This window comes from Metapseudomonas boanensis (assembly GCF_042232855.1).
Lineage (GTDB): Bacteria > Pseudomonadota > Gammaproteobacteria > Pseudomonadales > Pseudomonadaceae > Metapseudomonas > Metapseudomonas boanensis.
Window position 1 is genome coordinate 4,287,638 of the sequence record NZ_CP113889.1, and the last position, 15,262, is coordinate 4,302,899.

General features: G+C 61.1%; 21 protein-coding genes. 12 read left to right on the top strand and 9 right to left on the bottom strand.

What is annotated here, in order from left to right; translation table 11 throughout:
* Positions 1 to 628: 628 nt before the first annotated feature.
* Positions 629 to 769 carry a hypothetical protein gene (locus OXH74_RS20080; protein ID WP_375738524.1) on the top strand — a complete coding sequence of 47 codons (141 nt, stop codon included), beginning with the start codon at positions 629 to 631 and terminating at the stop codon, positions 767 to 769.
* 341 nt (positions 770 to 1,110) lie between these two features.
* Here OXH74_RS20080 and OXH74_RS20085 read toward each other — a convergent pair whose 3' ends face one another.
* Positions 1,111 to 1,272, bottom strand: a complete 162-nt coding sequence (locus OXH74_RS20085) for a carbon storage regulator (RefSeq protein WP_375738525.1) — start codon at positions 1,270 to 1,272, stop codon at positions 1,111 to 1,113.
* Between the two features lie 535 nt (positions 1,273 to 1,807).
* The gene (locus OXH74_RS20090; protein WP_215370594.1) at positions 1,808 to 2,050 is read right to left on the bottom strand and encodes a hypothetical protein; all 243 of its coding nucleotides are present in this window, start codon (positions 2,048 to 2,050) and stop codon (positions 1,808 to 1,810) included.
* A gap of 292 nt (positions 2,051 to 2,342) precedes the next feature.
* Here OXH74_RS20090 and OXH74_RS20095 point away from each other — a divergent pair, with 292 nt between their 5' ends.
* The 3 genes from OXH74_RS20095 (at position 2,343) to OXH74_RS20105 (ending at position 3,304) form a co-directional block, all read left to right on the top strand.
* Complete coding sequence (locus tag OXH74_RS20095) at positions 2,343 to 2,537, top strand: hypothetical protein (RefSeq protein ID WP_375738526.1); 195 nt, start codon at positions 2,343 to 2,345, stop codon at positions 2,535 to 2,537.
* Between the two features lie 201 nt (positions 2,538 to 2,738).
* Entirely contained in the window at positions 2,739 to 2,948 is a 210-nt protein-coding gene (locus OXH74_RS20100) for a hypothetical protein (RefSeq protein ID WP_215370600.1), read from the top strand.
* Positions 2,949 to 3,061: 113 nt separating this feature from the next.
* The gene (locus OXH74_RS20105) at positions 3,062 to 3,304 is read left to right on the top strand and encodes a hypothetical protein (protein ID WP_375738527.1); all 243 of its coding nucleotides are present in this window, start codon (positions 3,062 to 3,064) and stop codon (positions 3,302 to 3,304) included.
* 17 nt (positions 3,305 to 3,321) lie between these two features.
* Here OXH74_RS20105 and OXH74_RS20110 read toward each other — a convergent pair whose 3' ends face one another.
* Both OXH74_RS20110 and OXH74_RS20115 read right to left on the bottom strand, forming a co-directional pair.
* Complete coding sequence (locus tag OXH74_RS20110) at positions 3,322 to 3,990, bottom strand: YcbK family protein (RefSeq protein ID WP_375738528.1); 669 nt, start codon at positions 3,988 to 3,990, stop codon at positions 3,322 to 3,324.
* A 445-nt stretch (positions 3,991 to 4,435) separates the two neighbouring features.
* Complete coding sequence (locus OXH74_RS20115) at positions 4,436 to 4,828, bottom strand: helix-turn-helix domain-containing protein (RefSeq protein ID WP_375738529.1); 393 nt, start codon at positions 4,826 to 4,828, stop codon at positions 4,436 to 4,438.
* Positions 4,829 to 5,381: 553 nt separating this feature from the next.
* On the opposite strand from OXH74_RS20115, the gene OXH74_RS20120 reads away from it, so the two are divergent.
* From OXH74_RS20120 to efp, 3 genes are all read left to right on the top strand, one after another.
* Positions 5,382 to 5,591, top strand: coding sequence for a hypothetical protein (locus OXH74_RS20120; protein WP_375738530.1), 210 nt, complete (start codon positions 5,382 to 5,384; stop codon positions 5,589 to 5,591).
* Positions 5,592 to 5,772: 181 nt separating this feature from the next.
* On the top strand, positions 5,773 to 6,903 hold the full coding sequence (gene earP, locus OXH74_RS20125) for an elongation factor P maturation arginine rhamnosyltransferase EarP (RefSeq protein ID WP_375741654.1): 1,131 nt from the start codon (positions 5,773 to 5,775) through the stop codon (positions 6,901 to 6,903).
* A gap of 43 nt (positions 6,904 to 6,946) precedes the next feature.
* The gene (gene efp, locus OXH74_RS20130) at positions 6,947 to 7,513 is read left to right on the top strand and encodes an elongation factor P (RefSeq protein ID WP_215370620.1); all 567 of its coding nucleotides are present in this window, start codon (positions 6,947 to 6,949) and stop codon (positions 7,511 to 7,513) included.
* A 64-nt stretch (positions 7,514 to 7,577) separates the two neighbouring features.
* Here efp and OXH74_RS20135 read toward each other — a convergent pair whose 3' ends face one another.
* The 3 genes from OXH74_RS20135 to OXH74_RS20145 all read right to left on the bottom strand — a co-directional run bounded on the left by OXH74_RS20135 (position 7,578) and on the right by OXH74_RS20145 (position 9,652).
* On the bottom strand, positions 7,578 to 8,597 hold the full coding sequence (locus OXH74_RS20135; protein ID WP_375738531.1) for an alpha/beta hydrolase: 1,020 nt from the start codon (positions 8,595 to 8,597) through the stop codon (positions 7,578 to 7,580).
* 31 nt (positions 8,598 to 8,628) lie between these two features.
* Entirely contained in the window at positions 8,629 to 9,057 is a 429-nt protein-coding gene (locus tag OXH74_RS20140; RefSeq protein WP_215370626.1) for an organic hydroperoxide resistance protein, read from the bottom strand.
* A 145-nt stretch (positions 9,058 to 9,202) separates the two neighbouring features.
* Positions 9,203 to 9,652 (bottom strand): MarR family winged helix-turn-helix transcriptional regulator, encoded by a 450-nt coding sequence (locus OXH74_RS20145; protein ID WP_375738532.1) that lies wholly within the window; start codon positions 9,650 to 9,652, stop codon positions 9,203 to 9,205.
* A gap of 167 nt (positions 9,653 to 9,819) precedes the next feature.
* On the opposite strand from OXH74_RS20145, the gene OXH74_RS20150 reads away from it, so the two are divergent.
* Positions 9,820 to 10,326: an RDD family protein gene (locus OXH74_RS20150; RefSeq protein WP_215370632.1), complete on the top strand. Its 507-nt coding sequence runs from the start codon at positions 9,820 to 9,822 to the stop codon at positions 10,324 to 10,326.
* Here OXH74_RS20150 and OXH74_RS20155 read toward each other — a convergent pair whose 3' ends face one another.
* A complete protein-coding gene (locus tag OXH74_RS20155; protein ID WP_215370635.1) occupies positions 10,327 to 11,283 on the bottom strand; it encodes a LysR family transcriptional regulator in 957 nt (318 codons plus the stop codon).
* Between the two features lie 100 nt (positions 11,284 to 11,383).
* Between OXH74_RS20155 and OXH74_RS20160 the strand changes: the two genes are divergently transcribed.
* Entirely contained in the window at positions 11,384 to 12,148 is a 765-nt protein-coding gene (locus OXH74_RS20160) for a sulfite exporter TauE/SafE family protein (protein ID WP_375738533.1), read from the top strand.
* 115 nt (positions 12,149 to 12,263) lie between these two features.
* Here the strand turns inward: OXH74_RS20160 and OXH74_RS20165 are convergent, their stop codons facing one another.
* On the bottom strand, positions 12,264 to 13,115 hold the full coding sequence (locus tag OXH74_RS20165) for a LysR substrate-binding domain-containing protein (RefSeq protein WP_215370642.1): 852 nt from the start codon (positions 13,113 to 13,115) through the stop codon (positions 12,264 to 12,266).
* 97 nt (positions 13,116 to 13,212) lie between these two features.
* Between OXH74_RS20165 and OXH74_RS20170 the strand changes: the two genes are divergently transcribed.
* The 3 genes from OXH74_RS20170 to OXH74_RS20180 are packed head-to-tail and all read left to right on the top strand — an operon-like array spanning position 13,213 to position 15,260.
* Complete coding sequence (locus OXH74_RS20170) at positions 13,213 to 13,452, top strand: DUF1127 domain-containing protein (protein ID WP_215370646.1); 240 nt, start codon at positions 13,213 to 13,215, stop codon at positions 13,450 to 13,452.
* 37 nt (positions 13,453 to 13,489) lie between these two features.
* Positions 13,490 to 13,990 (top strand): DUF3291 domain-containing protein, encoded by a 501-nt coding sequence (locus OXH74_RS20175; RefSeq protein WP_375738534.1) that lies wholly within the window; start codon positions 13,490 to 13,492, stop codon positions 13,988 to 13,990.
* 49 nt (positions 13,991 to 14,039) lie between these two features.
* Positions 14,040 to 15,260, top strand: coding sequence for a winged helix-turn-helix domain-containing protein (locus OXH74_RS20180; protein WP_375738535.1), 1,221 nt, complete (start codon positions 14,040 to 14,042; stop codon positions 15,258 to 15,260).
* The last annotated feature ends 2 nt before the right edge of the window (positions 15,261 to 15,262 follow it).

Sequence of the window (15,262 nt, forward strand, 5' to 3'; positions counted from 1 at the left end):
AACTCGATGGGATTGAGATCAATTGTCCCAGCTGCGGGCATTTCGGCGTCTCTGCGAGCGTGTTGAGGCAAAGGTCTGGACGATCTTTTGACGTGGAAAAAACCAGGATATTTCTCCATAACGAGCGTGACATCAATCCTGGGCGTATCCCCGTTATCGATAGTGAGAATGTGATGTGGGAATAGACCGGTTGGTGCATTTGCCTGTTGCCTGATTGACGCCAGTTGTCCCAATGCCCGTTTGCTCGGGAGGCTGCTATGGACTAGCGATCCAACAGACCACCATCCAGGCCAAGGGGACATGGCTGGATCAAGCCTTCGCAGTGACGGTCTTGTTCAAGGATCGAGCTTCGGTGTTGGTGTTTGCGGTGAAGCTGAAGCATCGCGTAGATGCGCCGCGCTGCATCCCGCAAGACTTGCTGCGGCGCTGGGCCGATGGACACGCCGGAGGATGCGAGGGCGAGTGATTCGTCTCGTCTGTCTGGGTCCGGTGGCGTGTCAAGTTTAGCGGAGGGCTGATGATGGCTTGCTTGATTTGTGGCGGTGCTGCTCAGGTCTGGGAGTACGACAGGGGTGGGCTTTCTGTTGATTGCGTTGATTGCGGCCGGTACGACGTTACTGGATCAGTCATGGAAATCCGCGCCAAGAACGGCTTCAGTTTCGATGTTGGCCAAACCAAGCTGTGGCTGGACGCTCAGCGCCTCACTGGCCGCCATGCACCTCTTATTGATACCGGAACGGTTAAATGGAGCGCCAGCCAAGCTGAATAGACGCAAGCCCCTGTCCCCTTTTTGAGCTATCTGATCTGTTGGGCCAGGGCGGCATCGCGGTTCTCTGGGGCAGTGTTCTGGTTGCTGTCGGCGAACAGCCGGTCGTCGTGGCTCCAGTCGTTTTTACCTACTGGCTGTTACCCCACGATCGGTATCATCTGGATCTTTCCGCCTCCTGCGGAGGCCGCTAGCCTGGCGAGCAGCAGGGTAGTGAAGGGTGCTTGGCTTGCCGGCATCAAGTCCCCTGCCAGCGAGTTGGGAGAAGGGGCAGGCGCCGAGCGCTTACCGCGGATGCATCTGGTCTGGCCGTGCGAGCCCTACGATTCGGCTGTCAAAATGGATCAGGTCCGCGGAGGAGTGCTGACCTCCCACTTTCGCAGTCTGATGGCTTTGGGCGCTGCAATACCCAGGACGGCCTTATCACCGATGGCTGCCATGATCCGGACGGTGACGTTGTCGCTGATGCGGATCGTTTCGCCGACGTGGCGGGTGAGAACCAGCATGTCGATCTCCTTTCCGCTCATGGGCGGGGGCGGGCTGGCGCCGCGCTTTCCCTGTCCTGGGAGCAGCCTTGCAGCCTCAGTGTTCCTTGGCTACTGGCGGCTTTACGCGGTACCAGCCTCACTACAGTTGATCTTGGTGCTGGCGCTGCGGTTCCCATGGATAGCGGCCGTCAGTCGGTGCCCTTGATCGGCATGGCGGTGCGGCCCACTCGTTGCCGCGCGCGGTGTCATGCCTTGCTGGGTGGCGTCCGTGTCGATTTGGGAGTTCAGTCAACGCAAATGTTACAACCGCCGGGCTTCTTGATCGTCAGGACCAGCCCCTTCTGGAGTTGACCGATGGGCCAGGTGGCGGCCAGGATGGTGTGCTCGCGGCAACTGGTGTTCTCAATTCGAAGCCCCAACCAAATCCTTGTCATTGGTGATTGTGGCCCAGCCCGTTCCCGCAGCTCTTCCTCTCTCAGCCGCTTGTGCTTTGCAGCGGCATCTTTAACTGACACTTCTTGTGTCGTGACCTTCCCCGGCACTCCAGTGATGTTCAGGTCGCCCCGCGTTCCAGTAGGCGGGCGTAGCGGGATGCTTCCTGGTAGCTCTGGCGGAAGCCCAGTACGCGGCCGGTATCAGCATCGATGAGTTGAATCGGCGCGCGGCCGGCGATCACCAGTTGAACCGCGCGGGGCGTTGGCAGCGAGGCGTGCTTCTGGTTGGGGCTGATGCTATGGAGGGCGAGTCGCTTTGCGAGTACGGAGAGGCTTTCCTTGGCCATCAGCAGTGGTTTCATCGCACGTACCTCGTCAAAGTGCCGCTGGCATGGCCAGTGGCTGGGTGGGTTAGGCAAAAGGGCTTTGTCGCCAGCGGCGCCGCTACCCCCGTGGGGGAGGACTTCCGAATTTCAGCGTAGACGCTTGCTCTGGCTTTACTCGGACTTGAGCGTGCTTTTGTGGAGTCGCGCTAACGTTGATGCGTGCCGATCCGCCCCAACAAATCGCTGCTCCCCAACTACAGATGCCCCTGCGATTCGTACATAATTCAGGCGTTTCTGCTTTTCGGCGATCCCTGCTTAGGACCGAATAATGGACGAAGATTTTGATTTGCACGAACCCGAGCACGATCACCTGCTCGACAATGACGATGATCTGGACGAGTTCCTCGACGATGAGGACGCGTACCCGCTCGATTCGCCGGAAGGGGAGTGCGATTACTGCGGCGACATCACCGGCCGAACTGATCCCCGTGGAAACTTTGTTTGCGAAGACTGTGCCGACTGAGGTTTGAGTCTCTCACTGCGGCGGGAGCTTCGCTCTCTGTTACAGCGTAAAAATGTCATTTTCCAGAGCTAGGATCAGTGCGCTTCCACGGCACTTTCTACTGGATCCCCATTCGATGGCCAACTTGATCAGTTGGTCATTTTTTTCCTGCCGTGAAATTGGGGTCGTCTTCGGCCCAGGCTCATTCAGCAGGGGGCTCCCATGGATATCTCGATCCAGCAAGTTACAAACCAGGGCTTCGAGTCGTGGCAAGTTGAGGTCTTTGGTGTGACGGTCAGCTTCAAGGATCGAGCCTCTGCCCTGGCTTTCGCGGTGAAGCTGCAGGAGCGGGTAGATGCGCCGCATCAGATTTCGGAGGAAACGCTCCGGCGCTGGGAGGCGGAGCACGCTAGTCTGCAGGCAGATGGCTGAAATGTTCTCGAGTCGGGATTCTCAGTCCGGCTTGTTCAACCCGCAGGAGGTGGCAGGTGAGGGCGGTTCAGTTCATAAGTGCAGCAGCCCTGCAGGCATGTACGTTTGTTGCGATGGCAGGAGATTGGCCAGCCGGCGGCAGCGAGAAGTTCAACAAGGAGTGCTTTGCCGGTGCGTCCGTGCAAGTGCCAGCCAAGCAAGCCCTCGCTTACTGTGAGTGTTCCAACGAGATGATGAGGGAAGTGTTCTCAACTCAGCAGCTGGCCGCCATTGCCGGCGGCAAGAAGCCATCGGAGGACGAGGTTTCGGTGCTGGTGGATATCTCGCGAAACTGTGCGCGCGAAACGCTGAAGTGATGCCGTGATCCGCCATTTCAGCAGCGACGGCCCGTCTGGCCCAGACTCAGTGCCTCGGCGAGCCATTCTTTTTCCTGGTCATCAATCCCGGCCGCGCGCCATGTCCTGATCCCGCCGACGTCGACGTGGATGAAGCCTTTCGACGGATAGAAGCCCACACCGCCGGCACCGATTGCCCTTACGAGCTTGCCCAGTCGTTCGACGCTGACACCGGGAATCCGAATGTCGGCAGCCATCCCCCGGACATGCAAAGAGTGCCGTGCCGCGCCTTCGAGCGAAGCGTTATGTTGCAGGGTCCGGTAGCCGCTATTGATGATGATTCGATTGGGCAGTCTGTTGGCTCGGAGCCAAGCCTGAATGAGGAACAACAGGTCCAGCAGCTTGGGATTGATCTTCACGGTAGCCTTGTACTTCACGTCCCGCAGGATGCGGCAGGCCTGTCTGTAGCCGGTGAGGTCCCAGCCCTTGCCTTTTCGGAAGTAACAGAAGCTTGCCTTTTCGCCGCTGGCCGGTCGTTCAAGCCGCAGGTAACGGTCACGGTTGAGGATCAATGCCCGCCAGTCACGTCGGCGTCGGGTTGTCGTGAGGGTCGCGGCGAATGTGCTGCCGGTAGCAAGCAGCAGAAGTGCGGCTGCCAGTGCCTTGAGCAGTTGCCTACGGGACACGCCAGAGTTCGAAGTAGCCATGGAGCGATCGGCCTTCTCGAGCCGGGTTTAACAATATACACCCCCGCTATCACTCAAATCGAAGCCCCGTCCACACAACGCTGGATCAGCTTGGAGACGCTAGAGAGGACCTCCTGGGTGCAGGCCGCACATCAACATGACCTCAGCGATGCCGTCCCTTCCTGTGGTCTCGGTCAGAACGATCATCATCATCCCAGTCATGGTTTTGGTGGGAGTCTCGGTAGCCGCCCCAGTAACGATCATGGTCGTGGTCGTGATGGTGGTACACACAGCCAGCGCTCGAAAGCAGGGTAACCAGCAAGGTGAGTTTGACGACTTGGGCAAGCATGGTCTCTACCTCTCACTTCAATGGGAGCCGATAGCCCTTACAGCCATCTGACAGCGTGCTTGCGTAAAGGGTCATCAGTGAGTGGTGGAGCCTTTATCTGGTGGGTGCGGCGGCGGGCTAGGGTTCTGCTCCATTGGCCAGCTCCAGCCGCTTGGCAATGCTTTCCAGCAGGATGAGGTCGCTCTGATTGAGCCGGCCCTCACGTGCCGCCTGTTCGATGGCGGACAGGGCTTCGCGAGAACGGGCGGTGAGGTTGCCGCCAATGGAGTAGGCGGCGCTTTGAGGTTCTGCAATTCGCAAAGCGGCTCGATTGGGCGGCAGCAGGTCGCCGAGTTGCAGGCCGAGTGCATTGGCCATCCGGTCGAGGTCATCGAGCGAGGGTTCCCTTGAGCCCCTTTCGTAGTTGCCGACGCGCGATTGCGAAGGCCAGCCGCAAGCGGTCGCGAGTTTTCTCTGGGAGAGTCCTTTCTGCTTCCTGAAGTGTGCAATGCGCGAGCCAAGCGTTTTCATACCGCTGATCCTGATTGTTGAGTGAAACCGCTGATAATCACGAAATGTGCTTTTCTGGTCACGAATGGTGATTAGGATGGTGCGTGTCCTAAGTATTCCCATCAACACTTTCGAATCATCGGCGAGGACAACCTGACATGGCCACCAGGCATCTGCTCGCGCCAAGGTTAACCGGAGACGGCAAGTCGTTGCGCCATCAGCACGTTAGCCAGCCCGGAACCGTTGGTACTGCACGTCGCGAGGCAGGGGAGCGGAATAGCCAGTCCAGCCGCGGGTGGCGCGGCCCAATGGCAACCGGGCCGCCATGACGGCGAGCAGGGGCTCGCATCGTTGACCTGGGTTTGAACCAGTCTGCGGGTGTCGGTGGAGGTTGCTTCCATACCGTCGGCCCGCGTCGACGTCTCTTGAACAGGTGGTCAGCCCGGGCCGGGTGAGGAATGGCGAAGTGCCCCCTGCCAATTGGCGATACGTATGAGCACTATCGAAACGGTTGATTTCTATTGGTTGCATGCGGGACTTAGTCTCTCTTCAACGCAAGTTGATGGAGGTGGCCATGTCCCACGTCGATGTCGTATCCCTGATCGGTACCGCTGTTCCAGAGTCGCTCAGGTCTGAAGGGCACATGGCCTGCTGGATTGTTGCAGTGGACGGCGTGATGCGCTCCGGCCCCTTCGTCTCGCGTGACGCTGCTGGTGCCAGCAAGTCCATCTGGCTGCTCGAGTTGGCCAGGCGCCAACGTGATTCCAACCAATTCCTGGCTTGAGGGTTATCTCAGCCAAACCTGTTCTGCTCCATGCTCCCAACCTTGGCCCGCCTATATGGCGGGCATTTTGTTTCAAGTGCCGCAGCCGGTTCGTTGAATCGGCTCATGGCGGGCGACGTGGGGATTTCCTGCTGCTGGGTGCCGGGACTGGTTACACTTCTCTTTTTCCCGGAAGCCCTGAATCGTGAAGTGGGACATTTTCTGCAACGTTGTCGATAACTTTGGCGATATCGGCGTGACCTGGCGACTGGCCCGGCAGTTGGTGGCCGATCATGGGCAGTCGGTTCGACTATGGGTGGACGAGCCCGCTGTGTTTGCACCGCTTTGCCCAGGGTCCGATCCCATGGCCGAGTCGCAGTGGCAGCAGGGGGTTGAGATCCGGCATTGGCGCAAGGAGTGGCCAGGTGCCGAGCCTGCGGATGTGGTGATCGAAGCTTTCGCCTGCCAGTTGCCGGCGCCCTACCTCGCCGAGATGGCTGCCAGAGAGCTCCGACCGCACTGGCTCAACCTGGAATACCTGAGCGCCGAGGAGTGGGTAGCCGGTTGTCACGGGCTGCCTTCGTTCCAATCCAATGGGTTGCTGAAATATTTCTATTTCCCCGGATTCACGCCCGACACCGGCGGCCTGTTGCGCGAGGCGGGGCTGATTGAACGGCGCCGCGCGTTTCAGGCTGATCCAGATGCTCGGCGGGAGTTCCTGCAATCACTGGGCGTGCCTCTGCAAGAGGGTGCCCAACTGATCTCTCTGTTCGCCTATGAGAACCCGGCATTGTCGGGCTGGCTGGATCAGCTGGCGTCCGGCCAGCGTCCCGTGCAGTTGCTGGTGCCCGTTGGTCGCGTACTGGGGGACGTTGCGGGTTGGCTCGGAGAAAATTCACTAGCAGCCGGCGCACATTTGCGCCGCGGTAGCGTGAGTATCCATGTGCTGCCTTTCGTCAGCCAGGACGATTACGACCGATTGCTTTGGAGCTGCGAGTTGAACGCTGTGCGCGGAGAAGATTCGTTCGTTCGCGCACAATGGGCCGGGCGACCATTCCTGTGGCACATTTACCAGCAGGAGGCGGACGCCCATTGGGAAAAGCTGGAAGCGTTTCTCGACCTCTACCTGCAGGAGCTGTCGCCCAGCGCAGGGCTGGCGCTGGCTGAAGCCTGGAGAGCCTGGAATGGCGGCGAGGGCATGGCTGAAGCCTGGGCTGCGCTGGCTGTCCAATGGCCAGAGTTGCAGCGGCATGCCGAGCAATGGTGCACTGCTCAGGCTGGCCAAACCGACCTGGCGACGGGTCTGGTGCAGTTTTGTACAAATTCGCTATGATACGCGGCCTGTTTTTTGTCACTCATCCAAATCGGATATTCGTATGAAAACCGCTCAAGAGTTCCGCGCCGGCCAAGTCGCCAACATCAATGGCGCTCCCTGGGTCATCCAGAAGGCCGAGTTCAACAAGTCCGGCCGTAACAGCGCAGTCGTCAAGATGAAGCTGAAAAACCTGCTGACCGGCGCCGGCACTGAAACCGTGTTCAAGGCCGACGACAAGCTGGAGCCGGTCATCCTCGAACGCAAGGAAGTGACCTACTCCTACTTCGCCGATCCCCTGTACGTCTTCATGGACACCGAGTTCAACCAGTACGAGATCGAGAAAGCTGACCTGGAAGGCGTCATGACCTTCATCGAAGACGGCATGACCGATGTCTGCGAAGCCGTTTTCTACAACGATCGCGTGATCTCCGTCGAACTGCCGACCACCATCGTTCGCGAAATCGCCTACACCGAACCGTCCGTCCGTGGTGACACCTCCGGCAAGGTGATGAAAACTGCCCGCCTGCACAACGGTGCCGAGCTGCAGGTTTCCGCTTTCTGCGAAATCGGCGACTCCATCGAGATCGATACCCGCACCGGCGAGTACAAGTCCCGCGTGAAGGCCTAAGCCTTTTGCGAGACAAGAAAAAGCCCGGCTGACGCCGGGCTTTTTCGTTTTTTGCGCTGTTTGCTTACTGCAGGTGTTTCTTCAGCTCTTCGGAGGCTTGTTGCATGGCCGAACGGGTGCCGGGGACGTTGGCCAGAACGTTGAGCAGGCCAAAGTCATGGATCATCCCGTTGTAGCGCACTGACGTCACCGTCACGCCGGCTGCGTCCAGCTTGCGGGCGTAGGCTTCGCCTTCGTCACGTAGCACATCGAACTCCGCAGTCTGCACCAGGGTTGGTGGCAGGCCTTTCAGTTGCTCCACCGACGCTTGCAGCGGCGAGGCATAGATCTCGGCGCGCTGGCGCGGATCGGTGGTGTAGTTATCCCAGAACCACTGCATCAGGCTCTTGCTGAGGAAGTGGCCGTCGGCGAACTGGTTGTACGACGCGTTGTTGAAGTTGGCGTCGGTGACCGGCCAGAGCAGTGCCTGGAAGCGGAGCTTCGGCGTGCCCTTGTCCTTGGCCATCAGGCTGACCACTGCCGCCATGTTGCCGCCCACGCTGTTGCCGGCCACGGCCAGGCGCTTGCCGTCGACCCCGATCTCCTGGCCATGCTCGGCCACCCACTTGGTCGCCGCATAGGCCTGGTTGATGGCCGTCGGATACTTGGCCTCGGGGGAAGGTGTGTAGTTGACGTAAACGGCCACCGCACCGGATCCGGCCACCAGGTCACGAATCAGGCGTTCGTGGGTCGGGTAGTCACCCAGCACCCAGCCACCACCGTGGAAGAACATGAAGACCGGCAAGGTACCCTTGGCGCCTGCGGGTCGGACGATGGTCAGGTCGATTTGCTGGCCATCGGCGGTGATGGTCTTCTGGCTGACATCGGCCCTGGGCAGTTCCAGCTTGACGCTTGCCTGGGCACCCACCAGCACGGCACGGGCATCTTTCGGCGCCAGGGTCTCCAGCGGCTTGCCGCCGCCTGCGGCCAGGGCCTCGAGGAAAGACTGGGTGTTGCGTTCGACGCCTGGGCTACCGGCGGCGAAAGCGCTGCCCACTGAAAGAGCGAGCAGGCTACCGGCGAGAATCGTGCTGATCGGTTTCATCTTCATGTTCCTCCAGTTGGGTGGGCTGGGTTCAGACAGTGACGTTCAGACGGACGTCGATGTTGCCGCGAGTGGCGTTCGAGTACGGACAGACCTGGTGAGCGGCGGCTACCAGTTCTTCCGCGGCGGCGCGGTCAAGGCCCGGCAAGTCTATGTTGAGTTCCACTTCCAGGCCGAATCCGCCTGGGATCTGGCCGATTCCGACCTTGCCGGTGATGGAGGCGTCGGCCGGGATCTGGCGCTTGTTCTGACTGGCAACGAACTTCAGGGCGCCGATGAAGCAGGCTGAATAGCCGGCTGCGAACAGTTGCTCGGGGTTGGTGGCTTCACCGCCCAGGCCGCCGAGTTCGCGGGGGGTGGTCAGTTTCACGTCGAGGAATCCATCGGAAGAAATGGCCCGTCCGTCACGACCGCCGGTGGCAGTTGCAGTGGCGGTGTACAGCGCTTTGATGGTTTGCATGTCGAAGTCTCCAGGTGGTTTGCTTGGTAAAATTTAGCGCGCTAAGTAAGTGCGTGGATAGAAATTTAGTGCGAATAAAGTTAGCGCGCAAGATACAGCTTAGAGAATTTCGAAATAAACCTATGCAGATTCTGGAATGAGTAGGTCAGACGGCCTTTTGCAGGCTGTTACGCAGGGCGACGAGTTCGGATTTGAGGCTGCCAAGCTCATCCAGGCCCAGCTCCGTTGCCGTCAGGATGCACGCGGGAACGCGCTTCGCCTGCTCCTGCATGGCCCGGCCCTTGTCTGTTAGACGCAGTTCCACCACGCGCTCGTCCTTGGTGCTGCGGGTACGCGTGAGCAGTCCCTCGGCCTCCAGGCGCTTGAGCAGGGGCGTAAGCGAGCCGGGGTCGGTGAGCAATCGGGTGCTGATTTCGCCAACGGTGATGCCGTCACGTTCCCAGAGCACCATCATCGCGAGGTATTGCGGGTAGGTCAGGCCGAGTTCCTGAAGCAACGGCTTGTAGACCTTGGTCATCATCAGCGACGTGGAATACAGGGCGAAGCACAGCTGGTTGTCGAGCAGCAGTTCTTTACAGGTTTCGTTGGCGGCCATGGCTGTCTCCGGGCTGTGGAATGTCACTAATTTAGCGCGCAAGTCTTTCGCGGGCAAAATTTATGAGGGGCAGTGGCCGGCTGGGGCAACCGGCCAGCTAGAGGCTTTCTTGCGAGAGGCGCCGAACAAGCCACACTTGCAAGACCGATAACAGCACGGAGAGCAGCATGGAAAATCTGGAGAACCCCTATCAGGCTCCTCAGGCGGAGCTGACGCTGAGCACAGCCGAACCATTGCTGGCGAGTCGCGGGACGCGCTTGGGGGCAGCGTTGATCGATGGCTTGATCATGAGCCTGACGACCCTGCCAGTCGCTTTTTTCAGTGGTGCCTTCGAGGCGGCCAAGCAAGGTCTCGAACCGACGCTCGGCCAGCAGTTGTTGGGGTTGGTTGTGGGACTCGTCGCGTTTGTGCTGATCAATGGCCACTTCCTCAATCAGTATGGGCAGACGGTCGGCAAGCGCGTACTGAAAATCGCCATCATCGGCTTGCAGGGGGAGAAGCCCGAGCTGGCCGGGTTGATCGTCAAGCGTTACCTGATCTGGTGGCTGGTGGCATACATCCCATTGGTGGGCGCTTTGCTGGTGCTGGTGAACTACCTGTTCATCTTCCGCGGTGACCGGCGCTGCCTGCACGACCTCACGGCAGGGACGCGGGTCGTACAGCTACCGGGTTGATCAACCTCGACCCAGGCCGCTTTGCAGAGCCAGGTCCCAGGGCGGCACGGGGCCGAAACGGCTCTTCAGGAACTCCAGCAACAAACGGCTGCGCGAACTGGCCTCACCTTCCAGGCGCAAGGCATAGATGCCGCTGGGTTCCGGAGGGGGCAGGCCGTTCTCGCAGAACAGCGGCACCAACTCGCCACGTACCAGGTAGTCGCTGATCAACCAGGTGGGCAGGTGAGCGATGCCGAGGCCGGCGAGGGCGCTGAACAGCAGCGTTTCGGCGTTGTTTGCGGTCATGCGCATGCGTCCGGGGCGTATCGATTGGAGGCGCCCATCCACCTCGAAGCGCCATGCGTACGGCGGCGCCAGGGCGTCCCAGTCCAGCCCGTCGTGCTCGGGCAGTTCGCGCACACTGCGGGGAATGCCGCGCCGCTTGAGGTAGTCTGGGCTAGCGCAGAGTACGCGCACCAGGGGCGCCAGTGGCGTGGCCACCAGGCGGGTATCCGCCAGCGGTCCGATGCGCAACACCAGATCCACCTGCCCAAGGTGCTCGCCTTCCATGTCGATGAAGCTGTCGATCAGCCGCAACTGCACATCCAGGCCGGGGTAGGTCACCAGGAACTCGGCAATGGCCGGAGCCAAGTGGCGACGGCCGAACGGGGCCGGCGCATCTATGCGGATCAAACCTTCTGGCGCGCTGCTGAGTGACACCGCCTCGGCGCGGGCCAGGCGCAGTTCGGCGAGAATGCGCCTGGCGCGCTCGGCAAAAGCCAGGCCGGCGGGTGTTGCCCGTACCGCGTGGGTACTGCGGACGAACAGGCTGCTGCCCAGGGCCCGTTCCAGGGAGTCGATCCGTCGTGCCACTGCGGAAGGTGTTAGTGGATGGCGGCGAGCGGCGGCGGAAAAGCTGCCAGCGTCCATCACATCAAGGAACAGTGCCAGCTGCTCGGTAAGGGCATCGGGATTCATAGGCTTGCCTTTGCGATATGTGCACAGCCATTTTGCGCCGCTGTGCGTTTCCGTTCCAGCCAGGGCTGCGTAGCATGCGCGGCAGCTCAATGGAGGCGCTATGGATTTGCTGGCGATCGTGTTCAACCTGGTGCTTGGTGCTGCCCTCGGTACCTTGGGTGGGCTTTTTGGCATTGGCGGTGGGTTGATTGCCATTCCGGCACTGGGCGTGCTGTTCGGCCTTGACCAGCAATTGGCCCAGGGAACCGCGCTGGTGATGGTAGTGCCGAATGTGCTGCTGGCGCTCTGGCGCTACCACCAACGCAACCGCATCGATGCGCGCTACGCGGGGCTGCTGGCAGCGACCGGCTTCGCCTGTGCCTGGCTGGCCTCGCTGTTTGCCGTACGTGTCGACGCGTCCAATATGCGCCTGGCGTTCGTCGCCTTCCTGCTGGTGCTGGCTGCCTACAACGCTGCCAGGATGTTCATGGCCAAGACCGCAGCCAGCAGCGAATTGCGTCACCCCTGGCCCTTGCTGGGTGTGCTGGGCGGTGCGGCCGGTGCTGCGGGAGGATTGTTCGGCGTGGGCGGTGCGGTGATTGCCACTCCGGTGCTGACCAGCGTGTTCGGTACCACACAGGTGGCGGCCCAAGGCCTTTCGCTGGCCCTGGCGGCCCCTAGTACCGCCGTGACCCTGGCGACTTATGGGCTGCACGATCATGTGAGCTGGGCAATGGGACTGCCCCTGGCAGCGGGTGGCCTGCTTAGCATCAGCTGGGGTGTGCGCCTGGCCCACGCCTTGCCGGAACGGGTGCTGCGCTCGCTGTTCTGTGCATTCCTGGTGCTGTGTGCGGCGTTGCTGTTGATGAAGCAGGCCGGGCCGTAGGCAGGTTGGTACTGAGCTTGCGAAGCCCAACATCCCACGGCACGCTGCGCCTGCCTTGTTGGGCTTCGCAAGCTCAGACCAGCGTGGCCCGCACCAACCTGCGGAGAGATCGCAGTTAGATCCTGAAACCTTCGACGATGTGCTCGGCGAGGGTTTCGGTGACCGGCGACTGGCTGCTCTGGTTGCGGACCAGCACGATGCTGCACATCGGTAGCTGGGGCAGGCCTTCGGCTTCGCCGAGGATGCGCTGGTCGGGCGTGATCAGGCTTTGTAGTTGGGCCGTCACGGCGAGGCCTGCACTGACTACCGCCATGATCGCCGACAGGCTGGGGCTGGAGTAAGCGACCCGGTATTCGCGCTCGATGGCGTCCAGCGCATTGCAAGCCCAGGCACGACAGAAGCAATCGGTGTTGAACATGGCCAAGGGCATGGGGCGTTGCTCGTGGGGGCTGAAGCCGATCGCCTCGGCCCAGACGAAGCGTTCCTGGCGCAGCAGCTCGCCGATTTCGTTGCCCGGCTTGCGGGTGACGATGGTGAGGTCCAGGTCCTGGCGTTGCAGCAATTGCGACGAGGATTCGCAATGCACTTCCACCTGCACCAGCGGGTAGGACTGGGCGAAGCGCGAGAGGATGCCGGGCAGAAAACGCATCACGTAGTCATCCGGCGTGCCGATGCGCACCGAGCCGACCATATGTGGCTGGCGCAGGGTGTTCATCACTTCGCCGTGCAGCTTCAGGATGCGCCGAGCGTAGCCCAGCAGGATCTGGCCCTCCGCGGTCAGTCGCACCTGGCGTCCGTCGCGCTCGAACACCGTGCGCTGCAGCACGTCTTCCTCCAGGCGCTTCATCTGCATGCTCACCGCCGATTGGGTGCGGTTGACCGCCTCGGCCGCGCGGGTGAAACCGCCGTTGTCGGCGATGGCGACGAAGGTGCGGAGCAGTTCGGTATCGATGGCGGGGTAACTCATACATCAAATCCTGAGATGCAGTGCATCAGAAACATTCGTTGGATTGATCATAGGCCGGGCCTGAAACTGGCGCCATCCCCGAACGGAGGGTTGCACGATGAAAGGTCAATACGGTTTTGTCGGTACGCTGCATCAAGGTCAGGCCCTGGGTTCACCCAGCCGCGACAATCTGATCGAGCGGGCATGGAAGCAGGTCAAGCGCTGGAACCAATTGGCGCGGGAGCGCTATCAGCTGGCAACCTTGAGCGATGAAATGCTCAAGGACATCGGCCTGACCCATAGCGATGTCATGCAAGAGAGCGAGCGGCCTTTCTGGGACGATCCGCTGAAAAAATGAGCCGCCAACCCAACTCAAGGACAACAGGGAGTATCCGATGTCGCAACACTATGAACTGGCCCAGGTGAACATCGCCTGGATGAAGGCGCCGCTGGACACGCCACAGATGGCCGACTTCGTCGCCAATCTGGAGCCCGTCAACGCCTTGGCCGAGGCTGCGGCGGGCTTCGTCTGGAGGTTGCAAGACGAAGGGGGCGATGCCACTGCCATTCGGCCATTTGGCGAGGATGTGCTAGTCAATCTCTCGGTATGGAGGGATGTGGCCAGCCTCACCGAGTTCGTCTACAAGTCGGCCCACGTCGAGATGCTCAAGCGGCGCAAGGAGTGGTTCGAACGGACCGCCCATGCTCACCAGGTGCTTTGGTGGGTGCCACAGGGGCATCGTCCGGACGTGGCCGAGGCTGCCCACAAACTCGCTTTGCTGCGTGAGGCAGGGCCCACGCCCGAAGCCTTCACCTTCCGCCAGACCTTCCTGGCTCCCGATCAATGGATGCCCGTCGGGCCCTTTTCGGCCAGCGGCGACTCAACCGGAGGTTGATGCTACTTTGCTGTGAAGTGTCGGTATTTCACGGCAGGGAGCCCCCCCCATGACGCCATCGCTTTCCCAGGCAGAGGCCCGCCGCTTGGCGCTCAGCGCCCAGGGTTTCGCCCGCATACCCCGTGGCATTGTCCGCCATCGTCAATTGCGGGCGCAGCTCGATGCATTGGGCGTTGTGCAGATCGACTCCGTTAACGCCCTGGTGCGTTCGCACTACTTGCCGGGCTTTTCGCGCCTGGGTCATTACGACCGAGACTTGCTGGATGACCTGGCCTGGGGCAAGGCCAGGCACCGCGCGCTGTTCGAATACTGGGGGCATGAAGCGTCATTGCTGCCTCTGGATCTGTATCCACTTATGCGCTGGCGCATGGCACGCGCGGCCAATGGCCAGGGTATCTACCAGCAACTGGCGCGCTTCGGTTTCGAACAGCAGGGCGTGATTCAGCGTGTGCTGCAGGCTGTCCGCGAGCAAGGGGCCTTGGGGGCTGGAGCCTTGAGCACTCGCGCCGAACGCGCCGGCCCCTGGTGGGATTGGAGCGCGGAAAAACATGCGCTGGAATGGCTGTTCGCTGCGGGTGAAGTCACGGTAGCGGGGCGACGGGGTTTCGAGCGCCTCTACGACTTGCCGGAGCGGGTAATCCCGAGCGAGTGGCTGAACCAGCCCGAATTGCCCGAGGCCGAGGCTCAACGCCGCCTGTTGTTGCGCTCGGCCGCGGCCCTTGGTGTGGCCACCGAGCGCGACCTGCGCGACTACTATCGCCTGGAGACCGCGGATTGCCAGGCGCGGCTGGCCGAATTGGTGGAAGCGGGCGAGTTGCAGCAGGTTGAGGTGCAAGGATGGAGGCAGCCGGGTTATTGCTCTGGCGAGCTGAAGATCCCGCGCAAGGTGAAGGCCAGTGCCTTGCTCTCGCCGTTCGACTCGCTAATCTGGGAACGCGCGCGGACCGAGCGCCTGTTTGACTTCCACTATCGCCTGGAAATCTACACCCCTCAGCATAAGCGCCAGTTCGGCTACTACGTGTTGCCATTCCTACATGACGAGCGCTTGGCGGCTCGCGTTGATCTGCGTGCCGAGCGCGCCCAGGATCGCCTGGCGGTGCATGCCTTGCACGAAGAAGAACAGGGGCTGGGCGAGGGCGGCCTGCTCGCCCTGGCGGAAAATCTGCGAAAGCTGGCGGATTGGCTTGGCCTGGCGGAAGTGGCGATCACTTGTCGCCGCCCGGGCACTGTTCGCCTGCATGCTGCGCTGGAGTGCGTGACGAACGGCTGATC